This is a genomic window from Verrucosispora sp. FIM060022, from assembly GCF_003977705.1.
Lineage (GTDB): Bacteria > Actinomycetota > Actinomycetes > Mycobacteriales > Micromonosporaceae > Micromonospora > Micromonospora gifhornensis.
In genome coordinates this window covers 867,267-886,531 of sequence record NZ_RQIV01000001.1, presented here as the reverse complement: position 1 = coordinate 886,531, position 19,265 = coordinate 867,267, and the positions used below count along the sequence as shown (strand labels likewise).

17 protein-coding genes and 1 riboswitch are annotated in these 19,265 nt (G+C 71.4%); of the genes, 6 read left to right on the top strand and 11 right to left on the bottom strand.

Translation table 11 applies throughout. The annotated features are described in order from the left end of the window. Positions 1-957, bottom strand: coding sequence for a DUF5715 family protein (locus EG812_RS03805; protein ID WP_043721264.1), 957 nt, complete (start codon positions 955-957; stop codon positions 1-3). 185 nt (positions 958-1,142) lie between these two features. Here EG812_RS03805 and EG812_RS03800 point away from each other — a divergent pair, with 185 nt between their 5' ends. Continuing rightward, a complete protein-coding gene (locus EG812_RS03800) occupies positions 1,143-2,843 on the top strand; it encodes a DEAD/DEAH box helicase (protein ID WP_013734480.1) in 1,701 nt (566 codons plus the stop codon). 198 nt (positions 2,844-3,041) lie between these two features. Here EG812_RS03800 and lon read toward each other — a convergent pair whose 3' ends face one another. Next, complete coding sequence (lon, locus tag EG812_RS03795; RefSeq protein ID WP_126710751.1) at positions 3,042-5,372, bottom strand: endopeptidase La; 2,331 nt, start codon at positions 5,370-5,372, stop codon at positions 3,042-3,044. A gap of 267 nt (positions 5,373-5,639) precedes the next feature. On the opposite strand from lon, the gene EG812_RS03790 reads away from it, so the two are divergent. Beyond that, complete coding sequence (locus EG812_RS03790; RefSeq protein ID WP_043721267.1) at positions 5,640-5,984, top strand: histone-like nucleoid-structuring protein Lsr2; 345 nt, start codon at positions 5,640-5,642, stop codon at positions 5,982-5,984. 108 nt (positions 5,985-6,092) lie between these two features. On the opposite strand, the gene EG812_RS03785 is transcribed toward EG812_RS03790, so the two are convergent. Together EG812_RS03785 and EG812_RS03780 are read right to left on the bottom strand one after the other, a co-directional pair. Then, positions 6,093-7,376 carry a hypothetical protein gene (locus EG812_RS03785; RefSeq protein ID WP_126710750.1) on the bottom strand — a complete coding sequence of 428 codons (1,284 nt, stop codon included), beginning with the start codon at positions 7,374-7,376 and terminating at the stop codon, positions 6,093-6,095. Positions 7,377-7,651: 275 nt separating this feature from the next. Next, positions 7,652-8,512 (bottom strand): hypothetical protein, encoded by an 861-nt coding sequence (locus EG812_RS03780; RefSeq protein WP_126710749.1) that lies wholly within the window; start codon positions 8,510-8,512, stop codon positions 7,652-7,654. Positions 8,513-8,747: 235 nt separating this feature from the next. Here EG812_RS03780 and EG812_RS03775 point away from each other — a divergent pair, with 235 nt between their 5' ends. Both EG812_RS03775 and EG812_RS03770 read left to right on the top strand, forming a co-directional pair. Then, complete coding sequence (locus tag EG812_RS03775; RefSeq protein WP_081476289.1) at positions 8,748-9,299, top strand: hypothetical protein; 552 nt, start codon at positions 8,748-8,750, stop codon at positions 9,297-9,299. Between the two features lie 112 nt (positions 9,300-9,411). Further along, positions 9,412-9,792, top strand: coding sequence for an FKBP-type peptidyl-prolyl cis-trans isomerase (locus EG812_RS03770; RefSeq protein ID WP_013734486.1), 381 nt, complete (start codon positions 9,412-9,414; stop codon positions 9,790-9,792). A 57-nt stretch (positions 9,793-9,849) separates the two neighbouring features. Here EG812_RS03770 and EG812_RS03765 read toward each other — a convergent pair whose 3' ends face one another. The 5 genes from EG812_RS03765 to pdhA all read right to left on the bottom strand — a co-directional run bounded on the left by EG812_RS03765 (position 9,850) and on the right by pdhA (position 15,483). Next, complete coding sequence (locus EG812_RS03765) at positions 9,850-10,203, bottom strand: STAS domain-containing protein (protein WP_126710748.1); 354 nt, start codon at positions 10,201-10,203, stop codon at positions 9,850-9,852. Positions 10,204-10,391: 188 nt separating this feature from the next. Then, entirely contained in the window at positions 10,392-11,654 is a 1,263-nt protein-coding gene (locus EG812_RS03760) for a L,D-transpeptidase (RefSeq protein WP_126710747.1), read from the bottom strand. 279 nt (positions 11,655-11,933) lie between these two features. Then, positions 11,934-13,304 (bottom strand): dihydrolipoamide acetyltransferase family protein, encoded by a 1,371-nt coding sequence (locus EG812_RS03755; protein WP_126710746.1) that lies wholly within the window; start codon positions 13,302-13,304, stop codon positions 11,934-11,936. After that, positions 13,301-14,317 (bottom strand): alpha-ketoacid dehydrogenase subunit beta, encoded by a 1,017-nt coding sequence (locus EG812_RS03750; RefSeq protein WP_013734490.1) that lies wholly within the window; start codon positions 14,315-14,317, stop codon positions 13,301-13,303. The genes EG812_RS03755 and EG812_RS03750 overlap by 4 nt, the downstream gene beginning before the upstream one ends. Beyond that, positions 14,317-15,483: a pyruvate dehydrogenase (acetyl-transferring) E1 component subunit alpha gene (gene pdhA / locus EG812_RS03745; protein WP_013734491.1), complete on the bottom strand. Its 1,167-nt coding sequence runs from the start codon at positions 15,481-15,483 to the stop codon at positions 14,317-14,319. The genes EG812_RS03750 and pdhA overlap by 1 nt, the downstream gene beginning before the upstream one ends. 103 nt (positions 15,484-15,586) lie before the next feature. Here pdhA and EG812_RS03740 point away from each other — a divergent pair, with 103 nt between their 5' ends. Then, positions 15,587-16,090 (top strand): Lrp/AsnC family transcriptional regulator, encoded by a 504-nt coding sequence (locus EG812_RS03740; protein WP_013734492.1) that lies wholly within the window; start codon positions 15,587-15,589, stop codon positions 16,088-16,090. 6 nt (positions 16,091-16,096) lie between these two features. On the opposite strand, the gene EG812_RS03735 is transcribed toward EG812_RS03740, so the two are convergent. After that, on the bottom strand, positions 16,097-17,068 hold the full coding sequence (locus tag EG812_RS03735) for a DNA polymerase domain-containing protein (RefSeq protein ID WP_126710745.1): 972 nt from the start codon (positions 17,066-17,068) through the stop codon (positions 16,097-16,099). A 66-nt stretch (positions 17,069-17,134) separates the two neighbouring features. Beyond that, complete coding sequence (locus EG812_RS03730; protein ID WP_013734494.1) at positions 17,135-17,374, bottom strand: hypothetical protein; 240 nt, start codon at positions 17,372-17,374, stop codon at positions 17,135-17,137. A gap of 231 nt (positions 17,375-17,605) precedes the next feature. Between EG812_RS03730 and EG812_RS03725 the strand changes: the two genes are divergently transcribed. Further along, positions 17,606-19,102 carry a S8 family peptidase gene (locus tag EG812_RS03725; protein ID WP_126710744.1) on the top strand — a complete coding sequence of 499 codons (1,497 nt, stop codon included), beginning with the start codon at positions 17,606-17,608 and terminating at the stop codon, positions 19,100-19,102. A gap of 72 nt (positions 19,103-19,174) precedes the next feature. Beyond that, positions 19,175-19,264: riboswitch (ZMP/ZTP riboswitch) on the top strand. Position 19,265 lies beyond the last annotated feature (1 nt).

Sequence of the window (19,265 nt, the reverse complement as noted above, 5' to 3'; positions counted from 1 at the left end):
TCAGATCCCCATCTCGGCTTCGTACGCCCGGCGCAGTCGCGCGGTCGCGGTCGGTGCCAGACAGACGTGCCAGGCCTGACCCTCGTCGACCACGTTGATCTCGCCGGAGCGCTGGCGGTTCAACAGGAGCCCGGCGAGGGTGTCCCGGACGCCGAACCGGCCGAACCACTCCATCTCCAGGTCGACCGCCCAACCGAGGCAGTGTCCGCTGGGCACCATCGCGGCGTAACCCAGGCGGCGCAGCCGGTACTGGTGCTCGGCACTGCGCACCAGGCTGGTCACCCACAGTGGCGGGGTGCCCGCCGGGGTCACCGCGGCGAACTCGCGACCGATGTCGTTGAGCAGCGCGACCACCTCCCGGCGCGCCCGGCGGAACAACAGACCGGCGGTACGCGGAGTGGCGTCGGGCAGCACCCGGCGGCGCAGTGCGCGTACGCCCCGTCCCACCAGGCTGCGGGGCTGCTCGGTGTAGCGGAAACGCAGCAGGTCCCGACGCCGCAGCCAGTCCAGGTCGACCAGGTCGACGCTGTGGTGGACCTCGGTGTCGGTGAGGAAGGTGCCCGCGTCCCGCCACCACATCACGTCGATGCGGGACAGCAGGTAGATCCGTACCAGGGCGGTCAGGTCCGCGGCCGAGCTGCGCGCGTTGGGCTGGTATCGGGCCATCTCCAGCAGCAGGGTCTCCCGGGCGCCGATCAGTCCCTGGGGCGTGGCGTCGAGCACCGCGGCGATGGTCGGCTCGCGCAGCCGCTGGTCGATCAGCACCTGGCGGGCCTTGGTGCTGCTGGCCGACGCGAGCGCACCCACCTCGACGAGCAGTTCCGCCACGGCGTCGCGGTAGGCGTCCAGGTCGGGACCGACCGCGGCCGGCGGCCGTGCCGGGCCACGCGGGCGACGCCGGGCCGGTGCGGCAGGAGGACCAGGCCGCTGTCCCGGACTTCGACTGGGCACTCGCATGGTCGGGTCCTCTCTCCCGGTGTGGGTTCGCCTGTTGCCGACAGTAACCACACGTTGCGGGATGAGTCCGAGCAATCCTCCCATTTTCCCCGAAGGGGTTCGCACCGGTCTTATCGCCGCCGGTCGTTGGCGGTGTTGCGGTGGTCGCCGCAATGCGCCCGGGGGCATGATGAAAAACTTGACCCATGAGTTCCACGCCCGTACTGCCGGACCCGTCCACCGAGCCGCCCGCCTTCGCGGACCTTGGCCTGCGTTCCGAACTGCTCGCCGCGCTCTCCGCGCTCGGCTACGAGGAGCCCACGCCGATCCAGCGGGAGGCCATCGGTCCGCTGCTGGCCGGTCGGGACCTGCTCGGGCAGGCCGCCACGGGCACCGGCAAGACGGCCGCGTTCGCGCTTCCGCTGCTGCAACGCATGCCCGACGAGCGACCCACCGGCGACCCGGTCGCCCTGGTGCTGGTGCCCACGCGGGAGCTGGCCGTACAGGTCTCCGAGGCCTTCCACCGCTACGGCAAGGATCTCGGTGCCCGGGTGCTGCCGATCTACGGCGGACAGCCGATCGGCCGGCAGTTGCGCGCCCTGGACAACGGGGTCGACGTGGTGGTCGCCACGCCGGGCCGGGCCCTGGACCACATCGCCCGCGGCACACTGCGGCTGGGCAACCTCGCCACGGTGGTGCTGGACGAGGCCGACGAGATGCTCGACATGGGTTTCGCCGAGGACATCGAGGCGATCCTGGAGCACACCCCCGAGCAGCGGCAGACGGTGCTGTTCTCGGCGACCATGCCGTCGCGCATCGACGGGATGGCCCGCGCCCACCTGACCGACCCGGTCCGCATTCTCATCGCCCGGGAGCAGCCGGTGGCCGGCGAGGCCCCCCGGGTACGCCAGAGCGCGTACCTGGTGGCGCGGGCGCACAAGCCGGCGGCGCTGGGCCGGGTGCTGGACGTCGAGTCGCCGACCGCGGCGATCGTGTTCTGCCGCAGCCGGGAAGAGGTCGACCGGCTCACCGAGACGATGAACGGGCGCGGCTACCGGGCCGAGGCGCTGCACGGCGGGATGAGCCAGGAACAGCGCGACCGGGTGATGGGCCGGCTGCGCGGTGGCACCGCCGACCTGCTGGTCGCCACCGACGTGGCGGCCCGAGGGCTGGACGTCGAGCAGCTCAGCCACGTGGTCAACTACGACGTGCCGTCGGCCCCGGAGTCGTACGTGCACCGCATCGGCCGGGTCGGCCGGGCCGGGCGGGAAGGGGTGGCGATCACCCTCGCCGAGCCGCGCGAACACCGGATGCTCAAGACCATCGAGCGGGTCACCGGTCAGCGGATCACCATCGACAAGATCCCGACGGTGGCCGACCTGCGTACCCGCCGGCTGGAGCTGACCCAGGCGGCGCTGCGGGAGAGCCTGCTGGAGGACGACCTCGATCCGTTCCGGGTCATCGTCGAGACGCTCAGCGACGAGTTCGACCTGATGGAGGTGGCGCTGGCCGCGGTCAAGCTGGCCCACGAGGCGACCCTGCCCGGCGCCGAGGAGGCCGCCGAGGAGATCCCGCAGGTGGCGGTCCGCGCCCCCCGGGAGACCCGGCCCGGTGCCGACGCCCGCGGCGGCGACCGCCGCCCGGCCCGGCCCCGCGCCAACGGCACCACCCAGGTCTTCATCGGTCTGGGCCGCCGTGCCGGGGTGCGCCCGCAGGACCTGGTCGGCGCGATCACCGGGGAGACCGGCATCCGGGGCCGCGACATCGGCTCGATCGAGATCGCCGACCGGTTCTCCCTGGTCGAGGTGCCGATCGCCGTCGCCGACGAGGTGATCGCCGGATTGCGCGGCAGCACCATCAAGGGCCGCAAGGCCACCGTCCGCCGCGACCGCGACGACCGCCACTGAGGCGAGTCGGGGTGCGTGCAAGGAAGGGCACCTTGTTAACGCCTCGCGTATAGAAGGGAACCCTTCTCACCCCACGCGCAACGACATACGGGCACCTGTGCCGCCTTGCGTGGCGGCACAGGTGCCCGTGGCTTGCCCGTTGTTAACAGGGGCACCCTGCTATGCAGAATGCGTTAACAAGGTGCCCTTCCTTACACCTCAGGCGGGGGTGAGGTTGGGGGTGATGAGGGTGTCGGCGTCGGCCGGGCGCAGGGCCAGGGCGAGGACGTCGGCGACGTCGGCCAGGGTGTGCACGGTCAGCGCCTCCCGGACCTCGGTGGGCAGGTCGTCGAGGTCCGGCTCGTTGCGGGCCGGGATGATCACCTCGGTCAGGCCGGCCCGGTGGGCGGCGAGCAGCTTCTGCTTCACCCCACCGATGGGCAGTACCCGGCCGGAGAGCGTCACCTCGCCGGTCATCCCGAACTCGGGGCGTACCGGGCGTCCGCTGGCCAACGACGCCAGGGCGGTGACCATGGTGATACCCGCGCTGGGGCCGTCCTTGGGCACCGCGCCGGCCGGCACGTGCAGGTGGATCCGCCGTCCGGCCAGGGCGTTGGGGTCCAGGCCCAGCCGGCGACCGTTGGCCCGCAGGTAGGACAGGGCGATGTGCGCCGACTCCTTCATCACGTCACCGAGCTGACCGGTCAGGGTCAGTCCGGGATCACCCTCCATGCTGGTCGCCTCGATGAACAGCACGTCTCCCCCGGCACCGGTGACCGCCAGGCCGGTGGCCACCCCCGGCACCGCCGTACGCTCCGCCGACTCCGGCGTGTGCTTCGGCCGGCCGAGGTAGCGGACCAGGTTCTCGGCGTCGACGCGGACCGGTGCCGCATCGTCGGTGAGCGCCACCGCGACCTTGCGCATGATCTTCGCAAGCGCCCGTTCCAGCTGCCGTACGCCGGCCTCCCGGGTGTACTCCCCCGCGATGCGACCCAGCGCCGAGGGGTCCACGTCGACCTCGTCGGCGGTCAGCCCGGCCCGCTCCCGCTGCCGGGGCAGCAGGTGGTCCCGGGCGATGGCCACCTTCTCGTCCTCGGTGTAACCGTCCAGGGTGACCAGTTCCATTCGGTCCAGCAGCGGGCCGGGAATCGCCTCCACCACGTTGGCGGTGGCCAGGAACAGCACGTCGGACAGGTCGAGGTCGACCTCCAGGTAGTGGTCCCGGAAGGTGTGGTTCTGCGCCGGGTCGAGCACCTCCAGCAGGGCGGCGGCCGGGTCGCCCGCGTACCCCGCGGAGAGCTTGTCGACCTCGTCGAGCAGCACCACCGGGTTCATCGAGCCCGCCTCGCGCAGCGCCCGGACGATCCGGCCCGGCAGCGCGCCGACGTAGGTGCGCCGGTGACCGCGGATCTCCGCCTCGTCGCGGATGCCGCCGAGGGAGACCCGGACGAAGCGGCGGCCGAGCGCCCGGGCGACGGATTCGCCGAGGCTGGTCTTGCCGACACCGGGCGGACCTGCCAGGGCCAGCACCGCGCCGGAGCCGCGACCGCCGATCACGCCGAGGTCACGCTCGGCCCGTCGGTTGCGCACCGCCAGATATTCCAGAATGCGATCTTTCACATCGGACAGACCGGCGTGGTCGGCGTCGAGCACCGCCCGCGCCGCGGTCAGATCGGTGTTGTCCTCGGTACGCGTGCTCCACGGCATCTCCAGCACCGTGTCGAGCCAGGTACGGATCCAGCCCGCCTCGGGGGAGGCGTCGCTGGCCCGCTCCAGCTTGCCGACCTCACGCAGCGCCGCCTCGCGTACCTTCTCGGGCAGGTCGGCGGTCTCGACGCGGGCCCGGTAGTCGGCCGAGCCGTCCGGGGCGTCCTCGCCGAGTTCCTTGCGGATCGCGGCAAGCTGCTGGCGCAGCAGGAACTCCCGCTGCGTCTTCTCCAGCTCTTCGCGTACCTCGGAGTTGATCTGCTCGGTGACCTCCTGCTCGGCCAGGTGCTCCTTCACCCAGCCGACGAGCAGTTCCAGCCGCGTGGTGACGTCCGGTGCGGCGAGCAGTTCGGTCTTCTGCGTCAGGCTGAGCCAGGGCGCGTAGCCGGCCGAGTCGGCCAGCTCGCCGAGGTCGGTCATCCGCTCCACCGCGTCGATGACCTGCCACGCGCCGCGTTGCTGGAGCACGGAGGTGACCAGGGCGCGGTACTCGCGGGCCAGTTCCCGGGCCTTACCGGCCGGGGCGGGTTCGTCGATCTCGGACGCCTCGACCCAGAGCGCCGCGCCGGGACCGGGCACCCCGGAGCCGATGCGGGCACGGGCCATGCCGCGGATCACGGCGGCCGGTTCGCCGCTGGGCAGCCGGCCGACCTTCTCGATGGTGGCGATCGCGCCGACGGAGCCGTACTCGCCGTCCAGGCGGGGCACGGCGAGCAGCTTGTGGTCGCCGGTGGCACGGGCCGCGTCGACCGCGGCCTGCGTGGTCGGGTCGAGGGTCACCGGGATGACCATGCCGGGCAGCAGTACGGCGTCGGTCAGTGGAAGTACCGGAAGAGTTGCCATCGAACACCTGCTATCCCATTGAGTTGAGCGTGTCAGGCTCAAGTCGCGAGGAGCGCTCATTGTTCCGTGATGTGATCCAGGACACTTAGAGCGGGCGGATGTGACCACCACCGGGCGCTGACACCACTACTGGAAGCAAGGTCGCCAAATCGGGATTTCGATGAACCGCAAAACGCGACGCGCAACAAGGGGTGCTTTTGTTGCGCAATTGGCTGGGCATACGTCAAACTTTGACCACACCCCGCCACACACAGGGAGTAATCAACGATGGCGAGAAAAGTAATCACGGTGCTGACTGACGACCTCGACGGCGGAAAAGCCGACCGGACGGTCGAGTTCAGCCTGGATGGCGTGGCGTACACCATCGATGTCTCCGACGAGAACGCGGGCGTCCTCCGCAAGGCGCTGGACCCGTTTATCAATGCCGGCCGCAGACTCGGGCGTGGCACCGACACCACCCGCAGCGTTCGCCGCGTCGCCGGCCCGGCGACTCCGGGAATGAACCGTGAGCAGAACCGCGCCATCCGCGAATGGGCGATCAGCAACGGTTACAAGATTTCCGAGCGGGGTCGCATCCCCGTCGAGGTCGTCGAGGCGTACAAGAACCGCTGAACAGCGATCGCCCGCGGCAACTCACCGCGTGCGCTCTTTCCACGACCAGGGCCGCCCGGAGGAAGTCCTCCCGGGCGGCCCTGGTCGTTGCCGAGTCAGTTCACCGAATCAGTTGACCTGAATCCGTACCGCGTCGAAGGCGGGAGTCTGGTTCGCCCGCTCCGACATTGGGATACGGTGCGAGCCGTCACCGGCCCAGACCGCGCACTGCGCGGTACCCGACTCCGGCAGGCCCGGAATCTGGATAACCACGCTGTCCGGCTGACGACCGCCGCCGCCGTCCTCGGTGGCGACGAAGAAGGCAGGCACCGGTTCCGGCGCGGGCGCCTCGTCGGTGTTGTTCAACATCCGGCACGCGGTGTGGAAGTGACCACGGGTCAGTCCTTCACCGTTGAGCAGCGAACTCTCCAGGTAGTAGCCGCCCTGCCCGGCCGGCAGGAAGCGGTCCCGGACCAGGTTGCGGGTGCTCACCCGGATGGCGAAGCCCTGGTTGCGGTTGATCTGCTGCGGGAACTCGGTGATCAACAGCGACGGGTTGTTGGCTGCCGCGCCGACCTCACCGAAGGCGGTGCTGATGCAGCGGTTGCCGTTCTGGAAGCCGTCGTGCGGCTGCAACCGGCTGTTGTTGCAGTTGTTCGCCAGCACGTCGAGGCCGTTCGGGTTGCCCCCGTTGTTCCCACCGTTGTTGCCGCCGTTGTTGTTGCCGCCGTTGTTGTTGCCACCGCCGTTGTTGGGGTTGCCGTTGTCGGGGTTGCCACCGTTGTTGTTGTTGACCGGCCGCGCCTGGCACCTGGCGAGGTCGGCCAGGCCGCGCGGCCGGGGGCCGAACCGGTCGATGGCGATGGTGATCCGGTCGAGCGTGGCGCGTCGCTTGCTGGCCAGCGGGCCCAGGATGGCGTTGTTGACGAAGCCCTGACCCTTGTTGCCCTCGGCGGCGAGTCGCTGGTCGGCCTCGGTGATCTGGGTCTGCAGCAGGGCCAGGTTACGGTCCACCTCGGCGCGCGCCCGGTCCGGCACCTGCGGCAGCCGGCTGACCACGTCCGGGCAGGCCACGGCGAGCGAGCCGGTGGCCGCGCCACCGCCGCTGCGGGTCTCCTGGCATTCCTCGATGGTCTGCTGTCCGTCACCCCAGTGGTTGGTCACCCAACGGCCGTTCTGGAAGGTGCGGGTGGTGGTGGCACCACGAGCGGCCGGCGCGGTGGCGCCAGGGCTCGGCGCGACGCATTCGGCCGCCACCGGACGGGTCTGCTTGTGCGGCCGTCGGTCACCGGCCGATGAGATCTGGGTCACGGCGACCACACCGCCGAATACGGCGAGCGTGGCACCGATGGCCAGCAGTCGCTTCGTCCGCGTGTTACCGGATGGTCGGCGCGACCGGGGGGACCTGCGCATCGAATTGCTCTCCTTCTCGATCCGGTACCTGATTCGTGACTCGACGGACCGAACGGAATCGTGGTGGCACGCCCGGCGGACATCCGAACGCGCCGATGGCACGTCGACTAACGACGATGCCCTTTCCGCACCGTCTCCCGCGCCTGTCGGTGCGGGTCGGGGAGATCCTGTCCATTCCCGGTGAGGTACGGACCCGCCACGACGGGGGTTCAAAGTCGGCGGAGTTTTTTTCGGCGCAGGTACGCCGGATCAGTCGATGCGTCGACCGGCAGGCGTCATGCCTGGCAGAGATGGTCGTAGGCGAAGCCGTCGACGAGTTCGTCACGGCGTTCCCGTAGTCGCCGAATGTCACCGAGCAGTTCCGCACGATCGACCAATATCGGAATGTCGGCGTCCAGCTTGCGCAGCCGGTCGCCGACCGCGAGCGCGGCCAGATCCTCGGCGAGTCGCGCGGGGTCGACGCCGCAGGAGACGCGGTGCGCGTGCAGCGACACCCGTTCCACAAGGCACTGCCCGGGGCGTACCTCGACCCAGGCCCAGCCCTCGGCCGGGCCGGCCGTCCAGCGTACGTGCAGTCCCCGCAGGATCGGGTCGGCCAACCGCCGGGCCACGTACGCCTCGACCGCGTCCGCCCGAGCGAGCGCGCCCAGGTCGTTCACCGGTCCGGTGCGGCCGTCGGGCAGCCGGCCGACGATGTCACGGAAGCCCACGGCGGCCACCTCGGTCCCGGCGGCACCCTCGGCGTACCGGCGGGCGTCGAGCAGGTACGTGACGATCCCCGGCCCGTGTTCGGCCGCGTTCAGGGTGGTCGAGACGATCCGCAGCACGGGCAGCCCGACGGCGGCGGTGACCGCGGCGATGGCCCGCTCGACGCGGCGGGCGGCCGGGTCGGACGACGGCGGCCGGAACTCGACGGCGAACTCGACGTGTTCGCCGTCCACAGCGGACACCACCAGGTCGAGACGTTCCCGGCCGGCGATGTTCCACTGGTGTGCGGTCAGGCCGGTCGGACGCCGCCGGACCAGGTCGGCCAGACGCAGACCGGCATGCACCCGCTGCCCGGCCCGGACCAGCACGTCACCACGCGCGACCTCGGCCGGGATCGTCGCCGTCGAGGAGTCATCGCCACTGGTCATCGTCGCATCCACCCCATCCTGCCGCCGACCGCCCGAGTCTAGGGTGGCGATCATGCCCACCCCCTGCCCCGGGTGGGTCGTCCCCGCACCAGGTCCCGGCGGGGCGGGTCTAAGGTCCCGCCCGGTCATGGCCTGGTCGGCCCTGCACACCACCTACCCGACCGGCGTCCAATAGAGATGTCACCGGGACAGCGGTGCGAAGCAGAGAAGGGACGTGGACACGATGACCGCGATGATGGAGCGGAACACCGCCACCGCCAAGACTCCCGGGGCCCCGACCGTCCAGGAGCGCACCACCCGCAAGCGCGCCACCCGCTACCTCCTCGGCGGGCTCCGCCTGGCCCTGGGCTGGATCTTCCTCTGGGCCTTCCTGGACAAGCTCTTCGGTCTGGGATTCGCCACCGAGGCGAAGGGCGCCTGGATCAACGGTGGCAGCCCCACCAAGGGCTTCCTGACCTTCGGCGCCACCGGCCCGTTCCAGGGGTTCTACAACAGCATCGCCGGCGCCGCCTGGGCGGACTGGCTGTTCATGATCGGCCTGGCGGCCATCGGCACGGCGCTGATGCTCGGCATCGGGGTACGCGTCGCCGCCGCGGCCGGTGGCCTGCTGCTGGTGCTGATGTGGACCGCCGCCCTGCTGCCCGCCAACAACCCGTTCATGGACGACCACCTGATCTACGCCGGTGTGCTGGCCCTGCTCGCGGTGACCAACGCCGGTGACACCTGGGGTCTGGGTCGCAACTGGGCCCGGCTGCCGATCGTCCAGCGGTTCGGTTGGCTCCGCTGACCTGACTCAACTCCCCCCGCGCGGCGGGCGTCACCACCAGGTGACGCCCGCCGCTTGCCGTAGCATCCGGCAGGATTGTGCTGACTGAAACCGACGTCACAGGAGAATTCGCATGAACCAGGCAGCGAGCAAGCCCGAGATCGGTCCGATCGAGGGAGCCCCGCCGGCCGACCTCGTGATCGAGGACATCACCGTCGGCGACGGCCCGGAGGCCCAGGCCGGCCAGGTGGCACGGGTGCACTACGTGGGGGTGGCGCACTCCACCGGCGCGGAGTTCGACGCGTCCTGGAACCGCGGCGAGGCGTTCGAGTTCCCGCTCGGCGGCGGGCGGGTCATCTCCGGCTGGGACCAGGGCGTGGTGGGGATGCGGGTCGGCGGCCGACGCAAGCTGACCATTCCCCCGCACCTGGGCTACGGCAGCCGTGGCGCCGGTGGTGTCATCAAGCCCAACGAGACCCTGGTCTTCGTGGTCGACCTGCTCGGCGTGCGCTGAGGGCAGCGCCCGCGGCGTCGGACGCCCCCCCGGTGTCCGACGCCGCCGCTCTGTTGGTCAGCAGACGGCGGCGAGCATCCGGTCAGGGGCCGCCTCGGCGATCGGGATGACCCGGCGCAGACCGGTGGCGCGCAGCACCCGGTCGACCACGGGCGGCGGATCCACCAGCACCAACTGGCCACCCTGGGCGCGCACCCAGAGCCGCGCCGCGATCAACGCGCGCACCCCGGCCGCGGAGAGCAGCCGGACCTCGGAAAGATCCACTCGCAGCTCCGACCGTGCCGGTGCCGCCCAGAGCGCCGCCCGGAACGCCCCGACAGTGGCGATGTCGATCACACCCACCACGCGCACGCACACCACGTCGCCCGACACCGTGGTCTCGACGTGGAACCGTTCCTCGCGCTCTCGCATGAGTCGAACCTATCCAGCGGCACCGACACTTTTCACCCTGCGCAGAGATGGTTCCGGGTAGATCCAGGGCATGACCCGCAGACCCACCGGGTCCACCCTAGGGAGGATCCCCCGCGCCCGTGCCGTACGCCGACGCGGGCAGCATCCGGGCCGGCCCGTGACGAGCCGGCCCGGAGCGTACGGCCGCCTCAGCCGCCGCTGGCGGACGGTGCCGGCTCCGGTGAGCCACCGGCCACCGCGCCCGGATCCGGCGCCTGGGTCGGGGTGGGTTGCAGCCCGGCCGGCACCGGCAACGCGCTGCCCTTGGCGAACTGCTCCCAGCTGACGTTCCAGGCGGTCCAGCCGTTGCCCTCGTCGAGAGGGACCTCGGTGCCCTTGACGGTGACCAGGTCGCCGACCTGGGTGACGCCCATCAGCCAGTCGGCGTTGGCCGCCGACAGGTTCGTGCACCCGTGCGACACGTTGGTGTAGCCCTGGTCCCCCTCCGACCAGGGAGCGCCGTGGATGAACTCACCGCGCCAGGTGAGCCGTTGCGCGTCCTCCACGTCGACGACGTACGGGTCGGCCGAGCCCCGGGTGTCGAAGGTGGTGAAGTCGTGCTTCTCCATGATCACCATCTTGCCGCTGGAGGTCGGCGTGCTCGGCTTGCCGAGACTGACCGGCAGCTTGCGCAGCAGCTTGCCGTCCTGGAAGACCGACATCCGCTTGGTCGCGTTGTCGATCTCCAACTGGACCTGCCGGCCGATCTTCGAGGTGGCCCGCTTGTCCGTGTCACCGACATGTTCCTTGCCGATGGGCAGGCCCTCCAGGGCCGACCGGACGCTGATCGTCGTCCCCGGTCGCCAGAAGTCGGGTGCCCGGTAGTAGACCTGGCTGCCGTCGGACACCCAGGACCAGGTGCCCGGCTGCGGCGGATCCGTCTTCACGAACAATCGGCGCTGCACATCCGCCCGCGCCTCTTTCGGAATGGGCGGGTCGAAGGCGACGGTAACCGGCATCGCGGTACCGTACGTCCGATTGCCGGCGAAATACAGCACGCTGCTGATGGCCGGCTTCGACGATTTCGGCTGAGTGGTGAACGTGGTCTTACGGGTGACCGTGTCCCCCGAGTCACCGGTGACGGTCACCTCCGCGGTGTACGTCCGCTTCGGCGCCAGTGGCTTGCTCGGCACCCATCCGGTGCCGTCCTCGCGTGGCTCCGCCTCGACAGTGGCGCCCTTGTCGTCGGTGATGCGGACGGCGGTCACCCGGCCGTGCTTGACGTCGGTGCCGATCTCGCCGCTGATCGGCACGTCGCGGCTACCCTCGGCCGGCGTGACGGTCACCTCCGGCTTGGCCCGCGCCTCGGCGTGCTGCTGGCCGGGCCTGCGGTCGCTGGTGCATGCCCCCAACGCCAACGGTGCCGCCGCGACGGTCACCGCGAACAGCGTCAGTCGCCGCCTGAACCTCATGATGATCGTCCCCCCGTTTATCTCCGTCCTCTGCCACATTCTCTCTGCCGGACACCGACTGTTTTGCAATTTCGGAAAGAGCGAAGAAAAGCGTGGCCCCGACACTTCCGCGAATTCCGCACCGCCTCGGCCCCGGGGATACCCGGTAGCGCAGCAACGGGCGGTGCCGCCGCGAATGTCCCGGCCCGTACCGACCGGCGCCCTCCGGTCGGCGGACCGCCGAACGCGCCCGGCGTCCCCTGATAGGGGACACCGGGCGCGGGTGGTGGGGTACCGGACTCAGACGGCGGCGATGAGCGCTTCCGGCCGCTCGACACAGTCGGCGACATGCCGCAGGAACCCGCCGGCCACCCCGCCGTCGCAGACCCGATGGTCGAAGGTGAGGCTGAGCTGGGTGACCTTGCGGACCGCGAGCTGACCGTCGACCACCCACGGCTTGTCGACGATGCGGCCCACCCCGAGCAGCGCCGCTTCCGGGTGGTTGATGATCGGCGTGGAGCCGTCGACACCGAACACGCCGTAGTTGTTCAGCGTGAAGGTGCCCCCGGTCAGCCGCGCCGGTGGCAGCTCGCCGGCGCGGGCGGCCTGCGTGGTGACGGCCAACTCGGCGGCCAGTTCCATGGTGGTCAGCCGGTCGGCGTCGCGCAGCACCGGAACCAGCAGACCTCGGTCGGTCTGGGCGGCGATGCCCAGATGCACTCCGGTGGACTGCACGATCCGTTGTCCCTCGGTGTCGACCCGGGCGTTGAGCTGCGGGTAGCGCCGCAGGCCGGACAGGCAGATGCGGGCGAGCAGGGCCAGGATGCTCACCGGCCGGTCGGGGTACGCGGCGTTGATCGCGGCCCGGGTCGCCAGCAGGGCGGTGGCGTCGGCGTCCACCCAGATGGTCACCTCGGGGATCTCCCGGCGGCTGCGGGAGAGCTTGTCGGCGATCGCCTTGCGGATGCCGGTCAACGGGATGACCTGATCCCCCGCGCCGGTCGGGGCCAGCCCGACGTGCGCCGCCGACTGCTCGGCGGGCGAGGCAGCGGCAACGGGCGAGATCGCGACGTCGGCCGCCGCCTCCACGTCCGCCCGCCGGATCACCCCACCGGGCCCGCTGCCGCGTACCGTGGCCAGGTCCACCCCGCGCTCGCGGGCCAGGCGACGCACGATCGGCGAGATGACCAGGGCCGTGGCCGGCTGCGACGACGCGAGCGCCGCCACCGGAGCCGGAGCCAGGGCTGGGGCCACAGCCGCCGGGACCGGAGCCGCCGCCGGGACCGACGAGGCGGTGGCGTGGGCGACGGGGCGGGCCCGCCGACGGCGGCGTGCCCCGCCGTGTCCGGTGCCGTACCCGATGAGGACGTTGCCGGAGCCGGCCCGCTCCTCCTCCCGGTAGACGGCGTGCCCGACCGGTTCGGACCCGCCGTCCGCCACCACGGTGATCAGCGGCTGGCCGACCGGCCGCACCTCACCCTCCGCGCCGTGCAGGGCCACGACCCGGCCGGCGTACGGGCAGGGCACGTCCACGACGGCCTTGGCGGTCTCCACCTCGACCACGGTCTGGTCCACGGTGACCACGTCGCCGACCGCGACCCGCCACTGCACGATCTCCGCCTCGGCGAGCCCTTCACCGAGGTCGGGTAGGAGGAAGACCTGCTCGCTCATGCCGGCACCCCGTCGGTCAGCCACCGGGAGTCCGGCTGGTCGTCCCACTGCAGTCGGGCCACCGCGTCGAGCACCCGGTCGACCGAGGGCAGGTGGGTGTGCTCCAGCATCGGCGCGGGGTACGGAATGTCCAGCCCGGACACCCGCAGCACCGGCGCGTGCAGGGCGTGGAAGCAGCGCTCCTGCACCCGGGCGGCGATCTCCGCGCCCACCCCGGCGAAGCCCTGCGCCTCCTGCACCACCACGCACCGGCCGGTGCGCCGCACCGAGGCGGCGATCGTGGCGTCGTCGAACGGCACGATGGTGCGGACGTCGACGACCTCCAGGTCCCAGCCCTCCTCCTTGGCGGCCTCGGCGGCCTCCAGAGCGACCGGCACCGCCGGACCGTACGCGACAAGGGTGGCGTCGCGACCGGGCCGGCGTACGACCGCCCGACCGAACGGCTCGGTACGCGCCGAGGGGTCCGCCTCGCCGCTGGCGAAGTAGAGCTTCTTCGGCTCCATGAAGACCACCGGATCCGGGTCGTCGATCGCCTCCCGCAGCAGCGAGTACGCGTCCGCGACCGTCGCCGGGGTGACCACCTTCAGACCCGGGGTGTGCGCGTAGTACGCCTCGGAGGAGTCACAGTGGTGCTCCACCCCACCGATGCCTCCGGCGTACGGCACCCGGATCACCATCGGCACGCTGAGCGCGCCACGGGTGCGGTTGCGCAGCTTCGCCACATGGGAGGCGATCTGCTCGAACGCCGGGTACGCGAACGCGTCGAACTGCATCTCGACCACCGGGCGCAGCCCGGACATGGCCAGTCCGACGGCGAACCCGACGATGCCGGCCTCGGCCAACGGGGTGTCGAAGCAGCGCTTGTCACCGAAGCGGGCCTGGAGGCCGTCGGTGATCCGGAAGACCCCGCCCAGCTGCCCGACGTCCTCGCCGAAGACGACGACCCGCTCGTCGTCGAGCATCGCGTCGGCGAGGGCGGCGTTGAGGGCCTTCGCCATCGTCATGGTGGCCATCAGGCGTCCTCCTCCTGCGTCGCGGCCAGCTCGGCGCGTACCTGTTCCCGCTGCTCCACCAGTTGCGGGGTGGGCTCGGCGTAGACGTGCTCGAAGAGGCTGAGCGGGTCGACGGTGGGCTGGACGTTCATCCGCTCGCGCAGCCGCGCCGCGTACGCCTCGGCCTCCTCGGCGATCTCGGCGACGGCGGCGTCGTCGAGCACCTCGCGGGCGCGCAGGTAGCTCTCCAGCCGGGTGATCGGGTCACGCTCGCGCCAGGCCTCGACCTCCTCGGCGTCGCGGTAGCGGGTCTGGTCGTCGGCGTTGGTGTGCGGCTCCATCCGGTAGGTGTGCGCCTCCACCAGGTACGGCCCCTTGCCGGCCCGGGCGTGCGCGACGGCCCGGTTCAGCACCGCCAGTACCGCGACCGGGTCGTTGCCGTCGACCTGCTCGCTGGGTACGCCGTAGCCGACGCCCTTGTAGGCCAGGGTCGGCGCGGCGGTCTGCCGGGACAGCGGGACGCTGATCGCGTACCTGTTGTTCTGCACGAAGTAGACGACCGGCGCCTTGAACACGGCGGCGAAGTTGACGCCCTCGTGGAAGTCGCCCTCGCTGGTGGCGCCGTCACCGATGTAGACGAGCGCGACGGTGTCGCGACCCTGGTACGACTCGCCGTAGGCCAGGCCGGCGGCGTGCACGCACTGGGTGGCCAGCGGGGTGCACTGCGGGGCGGTGCGCACCGCGGTGGGGTCGTACCCGCAGTGCCAGTCGCCGCGCAGCAGGGTGAGCACCTCGACCGGGTCGATGCCCCGGGCGGTCAGCGCCATCGACTCGCGGTAGGTGGGGAACACCCAGTCGTCGTCGCGCAGCGCGAGGACGCCGCCGACCTGGCAGGCCTCCTGGCCCCGGGAGGACGGGTAGACGGCCAGCCGGCCCTGCTTGGTCAGCGCGGTGGCCTGCGCGTCGAAGCGGCGGCCGATCACCATCCGCCGGTACATCTCGCGCAGCGCCTCGACGGGCGGCTCGGGGTAGTCGGGGCGCGACGGCAGCGGGGTGCCGTCGGAGTTCAGCAACCGGACCGGTTCGGCCTGCGGCATCAGGCCGGCGGACGGGTCCGGTGCGGCCGGGGTGGCCGGCCGGCGCTTTCGCGGGGATGCCCTGCGCGCCGCCTGGGGGGTCGTGGTCACGGCGAACCTCCTGGACGTGTGGTGGCCCTATGCTCCTTTGGTTGGATGATTGACTCAAGATGCCTGGTGAACGCGGGATGAATGGCACCGAGGGGAGGCTGCGATGGGCCAGGAGACCGTCAACGGACCGGCCGTGACGAGCGCCACGGGACGTTCGGCACAACTGGACGAGGTGGACCGGCGGTTGCTCGACGAGTTGACCCGCGACGGCCGGATGTCCATCCGTACCCTCGCCGAGCGGGTGCACGTGTCGCGGACCAACGCGTACGCCCGGGTGGAGCGGCTGGTCCGGGACGGGGTGATCACCGGGTTCGCCGCGCGGGTCGCCCCGGAACCGGCCGGCCTGGGCACCTCGGCGTACATCGCGTTGACCATCCGGCAGAACACCTGGCGGGAGGTGTCGGCGGAGCTGGCGCAGGTGCGCTACGTCGAGCACGTGGCGCTGCTCAGCGGCGAGCACGACGTGCTGGCCCTGGTCCGCGCCCCGGACAACGCCACCCTGCGAGACGTGGTGTTGGACCGGGTCCAGCGCATCTCCGGGGTGCTGTCGACCCGCAGCTGGCTGGTCTTCGAGGAGTACGACGGGGTCAACAGCCCCTGGTCGTAGCGGGGCTCAGCGTTCCGGCGGCGCGGCGAGGCCCTCCCGGTCGGCCAGTGCCAACAGCGGATCCAGCGAGAACCGGTCCTCGTCCAGTCCCGCGTGCGGGTCGCCGCGTTCGGCGAACCGGGCGGGCATGCTCACCACGTCGAAGTCCTCCGGCCGGACGTCGTCCAGCTCGGCCCAGTCCAGCGGCGCGGAGACCAGTGCCTGCGGGGTGGGGCGGATCGAGTAGGCCGACGCCATCGTGTGGTCGCGGGCCATCTGGTTGTAGTCGATGAAAACCGGCCGGTCCCGCTGCTCGCGCCACCAGGTGGTGGTGACCAGGTCCGGGCGCCGCCGTTGCAGCTCGCACCCCAACGCCAGCACCGCGCGCCGGCAGTCACCGAAGCTCCACCGGGGCTCGATCGGGACGTAGACGTGCAGGCCCCGGCCGCCGGTGGTCTTGGGGTAGCCGGTCAGACCCAACTCGTCGAGGAAGCGGTGCACCTCGTGCGCCACCGGCACCACCTGGTCGAACCCGACGCCGGGCATCGGGTCCAGGTCGATGCGCAGCTGGTCGGGCCGCTCCACGTCGGCGCGGGTCACCGGCCAGGGGTGAAAGCGCAGGGTGCCCAGGTTGACCGCCCAGATCACCACCGCCAACTCCCCCGGCGCGACCTCGTCGGCGGTACGACCGCTGGGAAAGGTGATGTGCGCGGTGCCCACCCAGTCGGGCGCGCCCGACGGCACCCGCTTCTGATAGAAGGCGTCGCCCCGGTTGTCCTGCCGGGTGGCGATGGTCGCCCCCTCGAACACCCCCCGTGGCCACCGTTCCAGCATGGTCGGTCGATCCCGTAACGCCCGCAGGATGCCGTCACCCACGGCGAGGAAATAGCGCACCACGTCCAGCTTGGTCAGCCCACGCTCGGGGAAGTACGGCTTGTCCGGGCTGGAGACGCGAACCGTCCGCCGCCCCACCTGGATCTCCTCGGCCGTACTCGCCATGGACATCACCATAGGCGCGGCGATGGCCGGGTGGGGCGCAACACCACCCGGCCATCGCCGCCCGAATCAGACCTTCTCCTGCTGAAGGCGTGCCTTCAGCAGCTTCTTGCCCTGCTCGCCCATCTTGCGGTGGTCGTCCTGGATCTCGCGGAACCAGGTGGCGAGTTCGCTGTCGCCGCGCGCCTCGGCGTCGGCGATGTAGTTCTCCATCTTCCAGACGTGCTCCAGCGACATCTGCAGGGTGTGCAGCAGGTCGTAGTGGTCGTCCTTCACCGGACTGGCCGGCTCCCGCACCATCGTGGCCATGGTTCACCTCCAGCTAGCAGGTGGGTCTGCGGTCGCGTACCCCTGACGGTGGCCGGCACACCCCGCACGGCCGACGTCTTGCTCTGACAGCTGCCACCTGCGCACGTCCTGGGGTGTAACGCCACATATCGACGGGACGCTTCTGATCGTGAGGGCGGGCAACCCGTCCGCCGCCGCCGGGCCGCCCGCACGAGGGTGCCGCACGGCGGGGTCGTACCCTGGGGAGTCTGTGTGAAGAAGCTCGGCCGCAAGGCACTCGCGGTGGCGGTCGCCGTGGCACTCGGCGCCGGCGTCACCAGCGTTGTCACCGCCCCGGCCACCGCCTCCGTCGACGGCGGCGAGGCCCATGGCGGCGAGGCCACCTTCCTGGTGCTCACCCCGCAGGGCGCCACGGTCGACCGGGCGCTGGCCCGGGTGGCCGCCGCCGACGGCACGGTGATCGCCGACTACCGGCAGATCGGCGTGCTGGTGGTCCGCTCCGCCAACCGTGACTTCGTCGCCGACACCGCCGGTGCGGGCGTCGAGTCCGTGGCGTCGACCGCCGGCCTGGGCACCGTGCTCGACGAGGGTCACACCGTCGAGCTGACCGCGGCCGAGTTGGCGGCCGTCGGCGGCGACCCGAGCACCGAGCCGCTGTTCGCCCAGCAATGGAACATGCCGATGATCGACCTGCCGCGGGCCCACACGGTCACCGCCGGCAGCGCCGACGTGGTGGTCGGCGTGCTGGACAGCGGCATCTCCAGCAGCCACCCCGACCTGGCCGGCCAGCTCGCCCGGGACAAGAGCGCCTCCTGCCTCGGTGGCGTCGCGGACACCACCGAAGCGGCCTGGAACCCCACCACCTCCGACCACGGCACCCACGTGGCCGGCACCATCGCGGCCGCCCGCAACGGCGTCGGCGTCACCGGCGTGGCACCGGGCGTCAAGGTGGCCGCGGTGAAGGTCGTCGACAACGAGGGCTACATCTATCCGGAGGCCGCGGTCTGCGGGTTCATGTGGGCGGCCGAGCAGGGGATGCAGCTGACCAACAACAGCTACTACCTCGACCCGTGGGAGCTGAACTGCCGCAACGACGCACGCCAGCGCCCGGTGTGGCAGGCCGTGCAGCGGGCCATCCGCTACTCGCAGAGCAAGGGTGTGCTCACCGTCGCGTCCGCCGGCAACGCCAACCACGACCTGGCGCACCGGTTCGTCGACTCGGGCAGCCCGAACAACGGCACCCCGGAGGTACGCGAGGTCAACGGCGCCTGCCTGGTGCTGCCCGCCCAGGCGCCGGGCGTGGTGACCGTCGCCGCGGTCGGGCCGACCGGGCAGAAGAGCTACTACTCGTCATACGGTCAGGGGGTCGTCGACGTGACCGCGCCCGGCGGCGACAGCCGGATCCGCACCCAGGGCCTGACCCCGACGACCGCCGACGCCATCCTGTCGACCACCTTCAACACCGTGACCCGCATCGACGGCTGGGGTTGGAAGCAGGGCACCTCGATGTCCGGTCCGCACGTCACCGGCGTCGCGGCGCTGGCCCTGTCGGCTCGCCCGGGCATGACCCCCGGGCAACTGGCGGCGCTGCTGGAGCGCACCGCCGTGCCCCGGCCCTGCCCCGCCGGCGGGTACGACCCGATTCCGCTGCTGCCGAGCGCGACCGACTACACGGCCACCTGCCAGGGCGGTACGCGCAACGGTTTCCACGGCGCCGGCCTCGTCAACGCCTACCGCGCGGTGAAGTGATCGTCGGCGGGGTCCGGCGGCCGAGGGGGACGCCGGACCCCGCCGACGGCCGACGTCGCACCCGGTAGGATCGGCGAGGGCCGTGACTGGCGCGTGGGGATGGAGCACCATCGGGAAGCGGTCCCGTCACAACGACGCACGCCGAGCGCCTGGGCCTTCCGCA

Excerpts from the sequence above, each read along its gene's own strand:
- EG812_RS03805 (WP_043721264.1), bottom strand. The coding sequence starts at position 957 with ATGCGAGTGCCCAGTCGAAGTCCGGGACAGCGGCCTGGTCCTCCTGCC.
- EG812_RS03800 (WP_013734480.1), top strand. The coding sequence starts at position 1,143 with ATGAGTTCCACGCCCGTACTGCCGGACCCGTCCACCGAGCCGCCCGCC.
- lon (WP_126710751.1), bottom strand. The coding sequence starts at position 5,372 with ATGGCAACTCTTCCGGTACTTCCACTGACCGACGCCGTACTGCTGCCC.
- EG812_RS03790 (WP_043721267.1), top strand. The coding sequence starts at position 5,640 with ATGGCGAGAAAAGTAATCACGGTGCTGACTGACGACCTCGACGGCGGA.
- EG812_RS03785 (WP_126710750.1), bottom strand. The coding sequence starts at position 7,376 with ATGCGCAGGTCCCCCCGGTCGCGCCGACCATCCGGTAACACGCGGACG.
- EG812_RS03780 (WP_126710749.1), bottom strand. The coding sequence starts at position 8,512 with ATGACCAGTGGCGATGACTCCTCGACGGCGACGATCCCGGCCGAGGTC.
- EG812_RS03775 (WP_081476289.1), top strand. The coding sequence starts at position 8,748 with ATGGAGCGGAACACCGCCACCGCCAAGACTCCCGGGGCCCCGACCGTC.
- EG812_RS03770 (WP_013734486.1), top strand. The coding sequence starts at position 9,412 with ATGAACCAGGCAGCGAGCAAGCCCGAGATCGGTCCGATCGAGGGAGCC.
- EG812_RS03765 (WP_126710748.1), bottom strand. The coding sequence starts at position 10,203 with ATGCGAGAGCGCGAGGAACGGTTCCACGTCGAGACCACGGTGTCGGGC.
- EG812_RS03760 (WP_126710747.1), bottom strand. The coding sequence starts at position 11,654 with ATGAGGTTCAGGCGGCGACTGACGCTGTTCGCGGTGACCGTCGCGGCG.
- EG812_RS03755 (WP_126710746.1), bottom strand. The coding sequence starts at position 13,304 with ATGAGCGAGCAGGTCTTCCTCCTACCCGACCTCGGTGAAGGGCTCGCC.
- EG812_RS03750 (WP_013734490.1), bottom strand. The coding sequence starts at position 14,317 with ATGGCCACCATGACGATGGCGAAGGCCCTCAACGCCGCCCTCGCCGAC.
- EG812_RS03740 (WP_013734492.1), top strand. The coding sequence starts at position 15,587 with ATGGGCCAGGAGACCGTCAACGGACCGGCCGTGACGAGCGCCACGGGA.
- EG812_RS03735 (WP_126710745.1), bottom strand. The coding sequence starts at position 17,068 with ATGGCGAGTACGGCCGAGGAGATCCAGGTGGGGCGGCGGACGGTTCGC.
- EG812_RS03730 (WP_013734494.1), bottom strand. The coding sequence starts at position 17,374 with ATGGCCACGATGGTGCGGGAGCCGGCCAGTCCGGTGAAGGACGACCAC.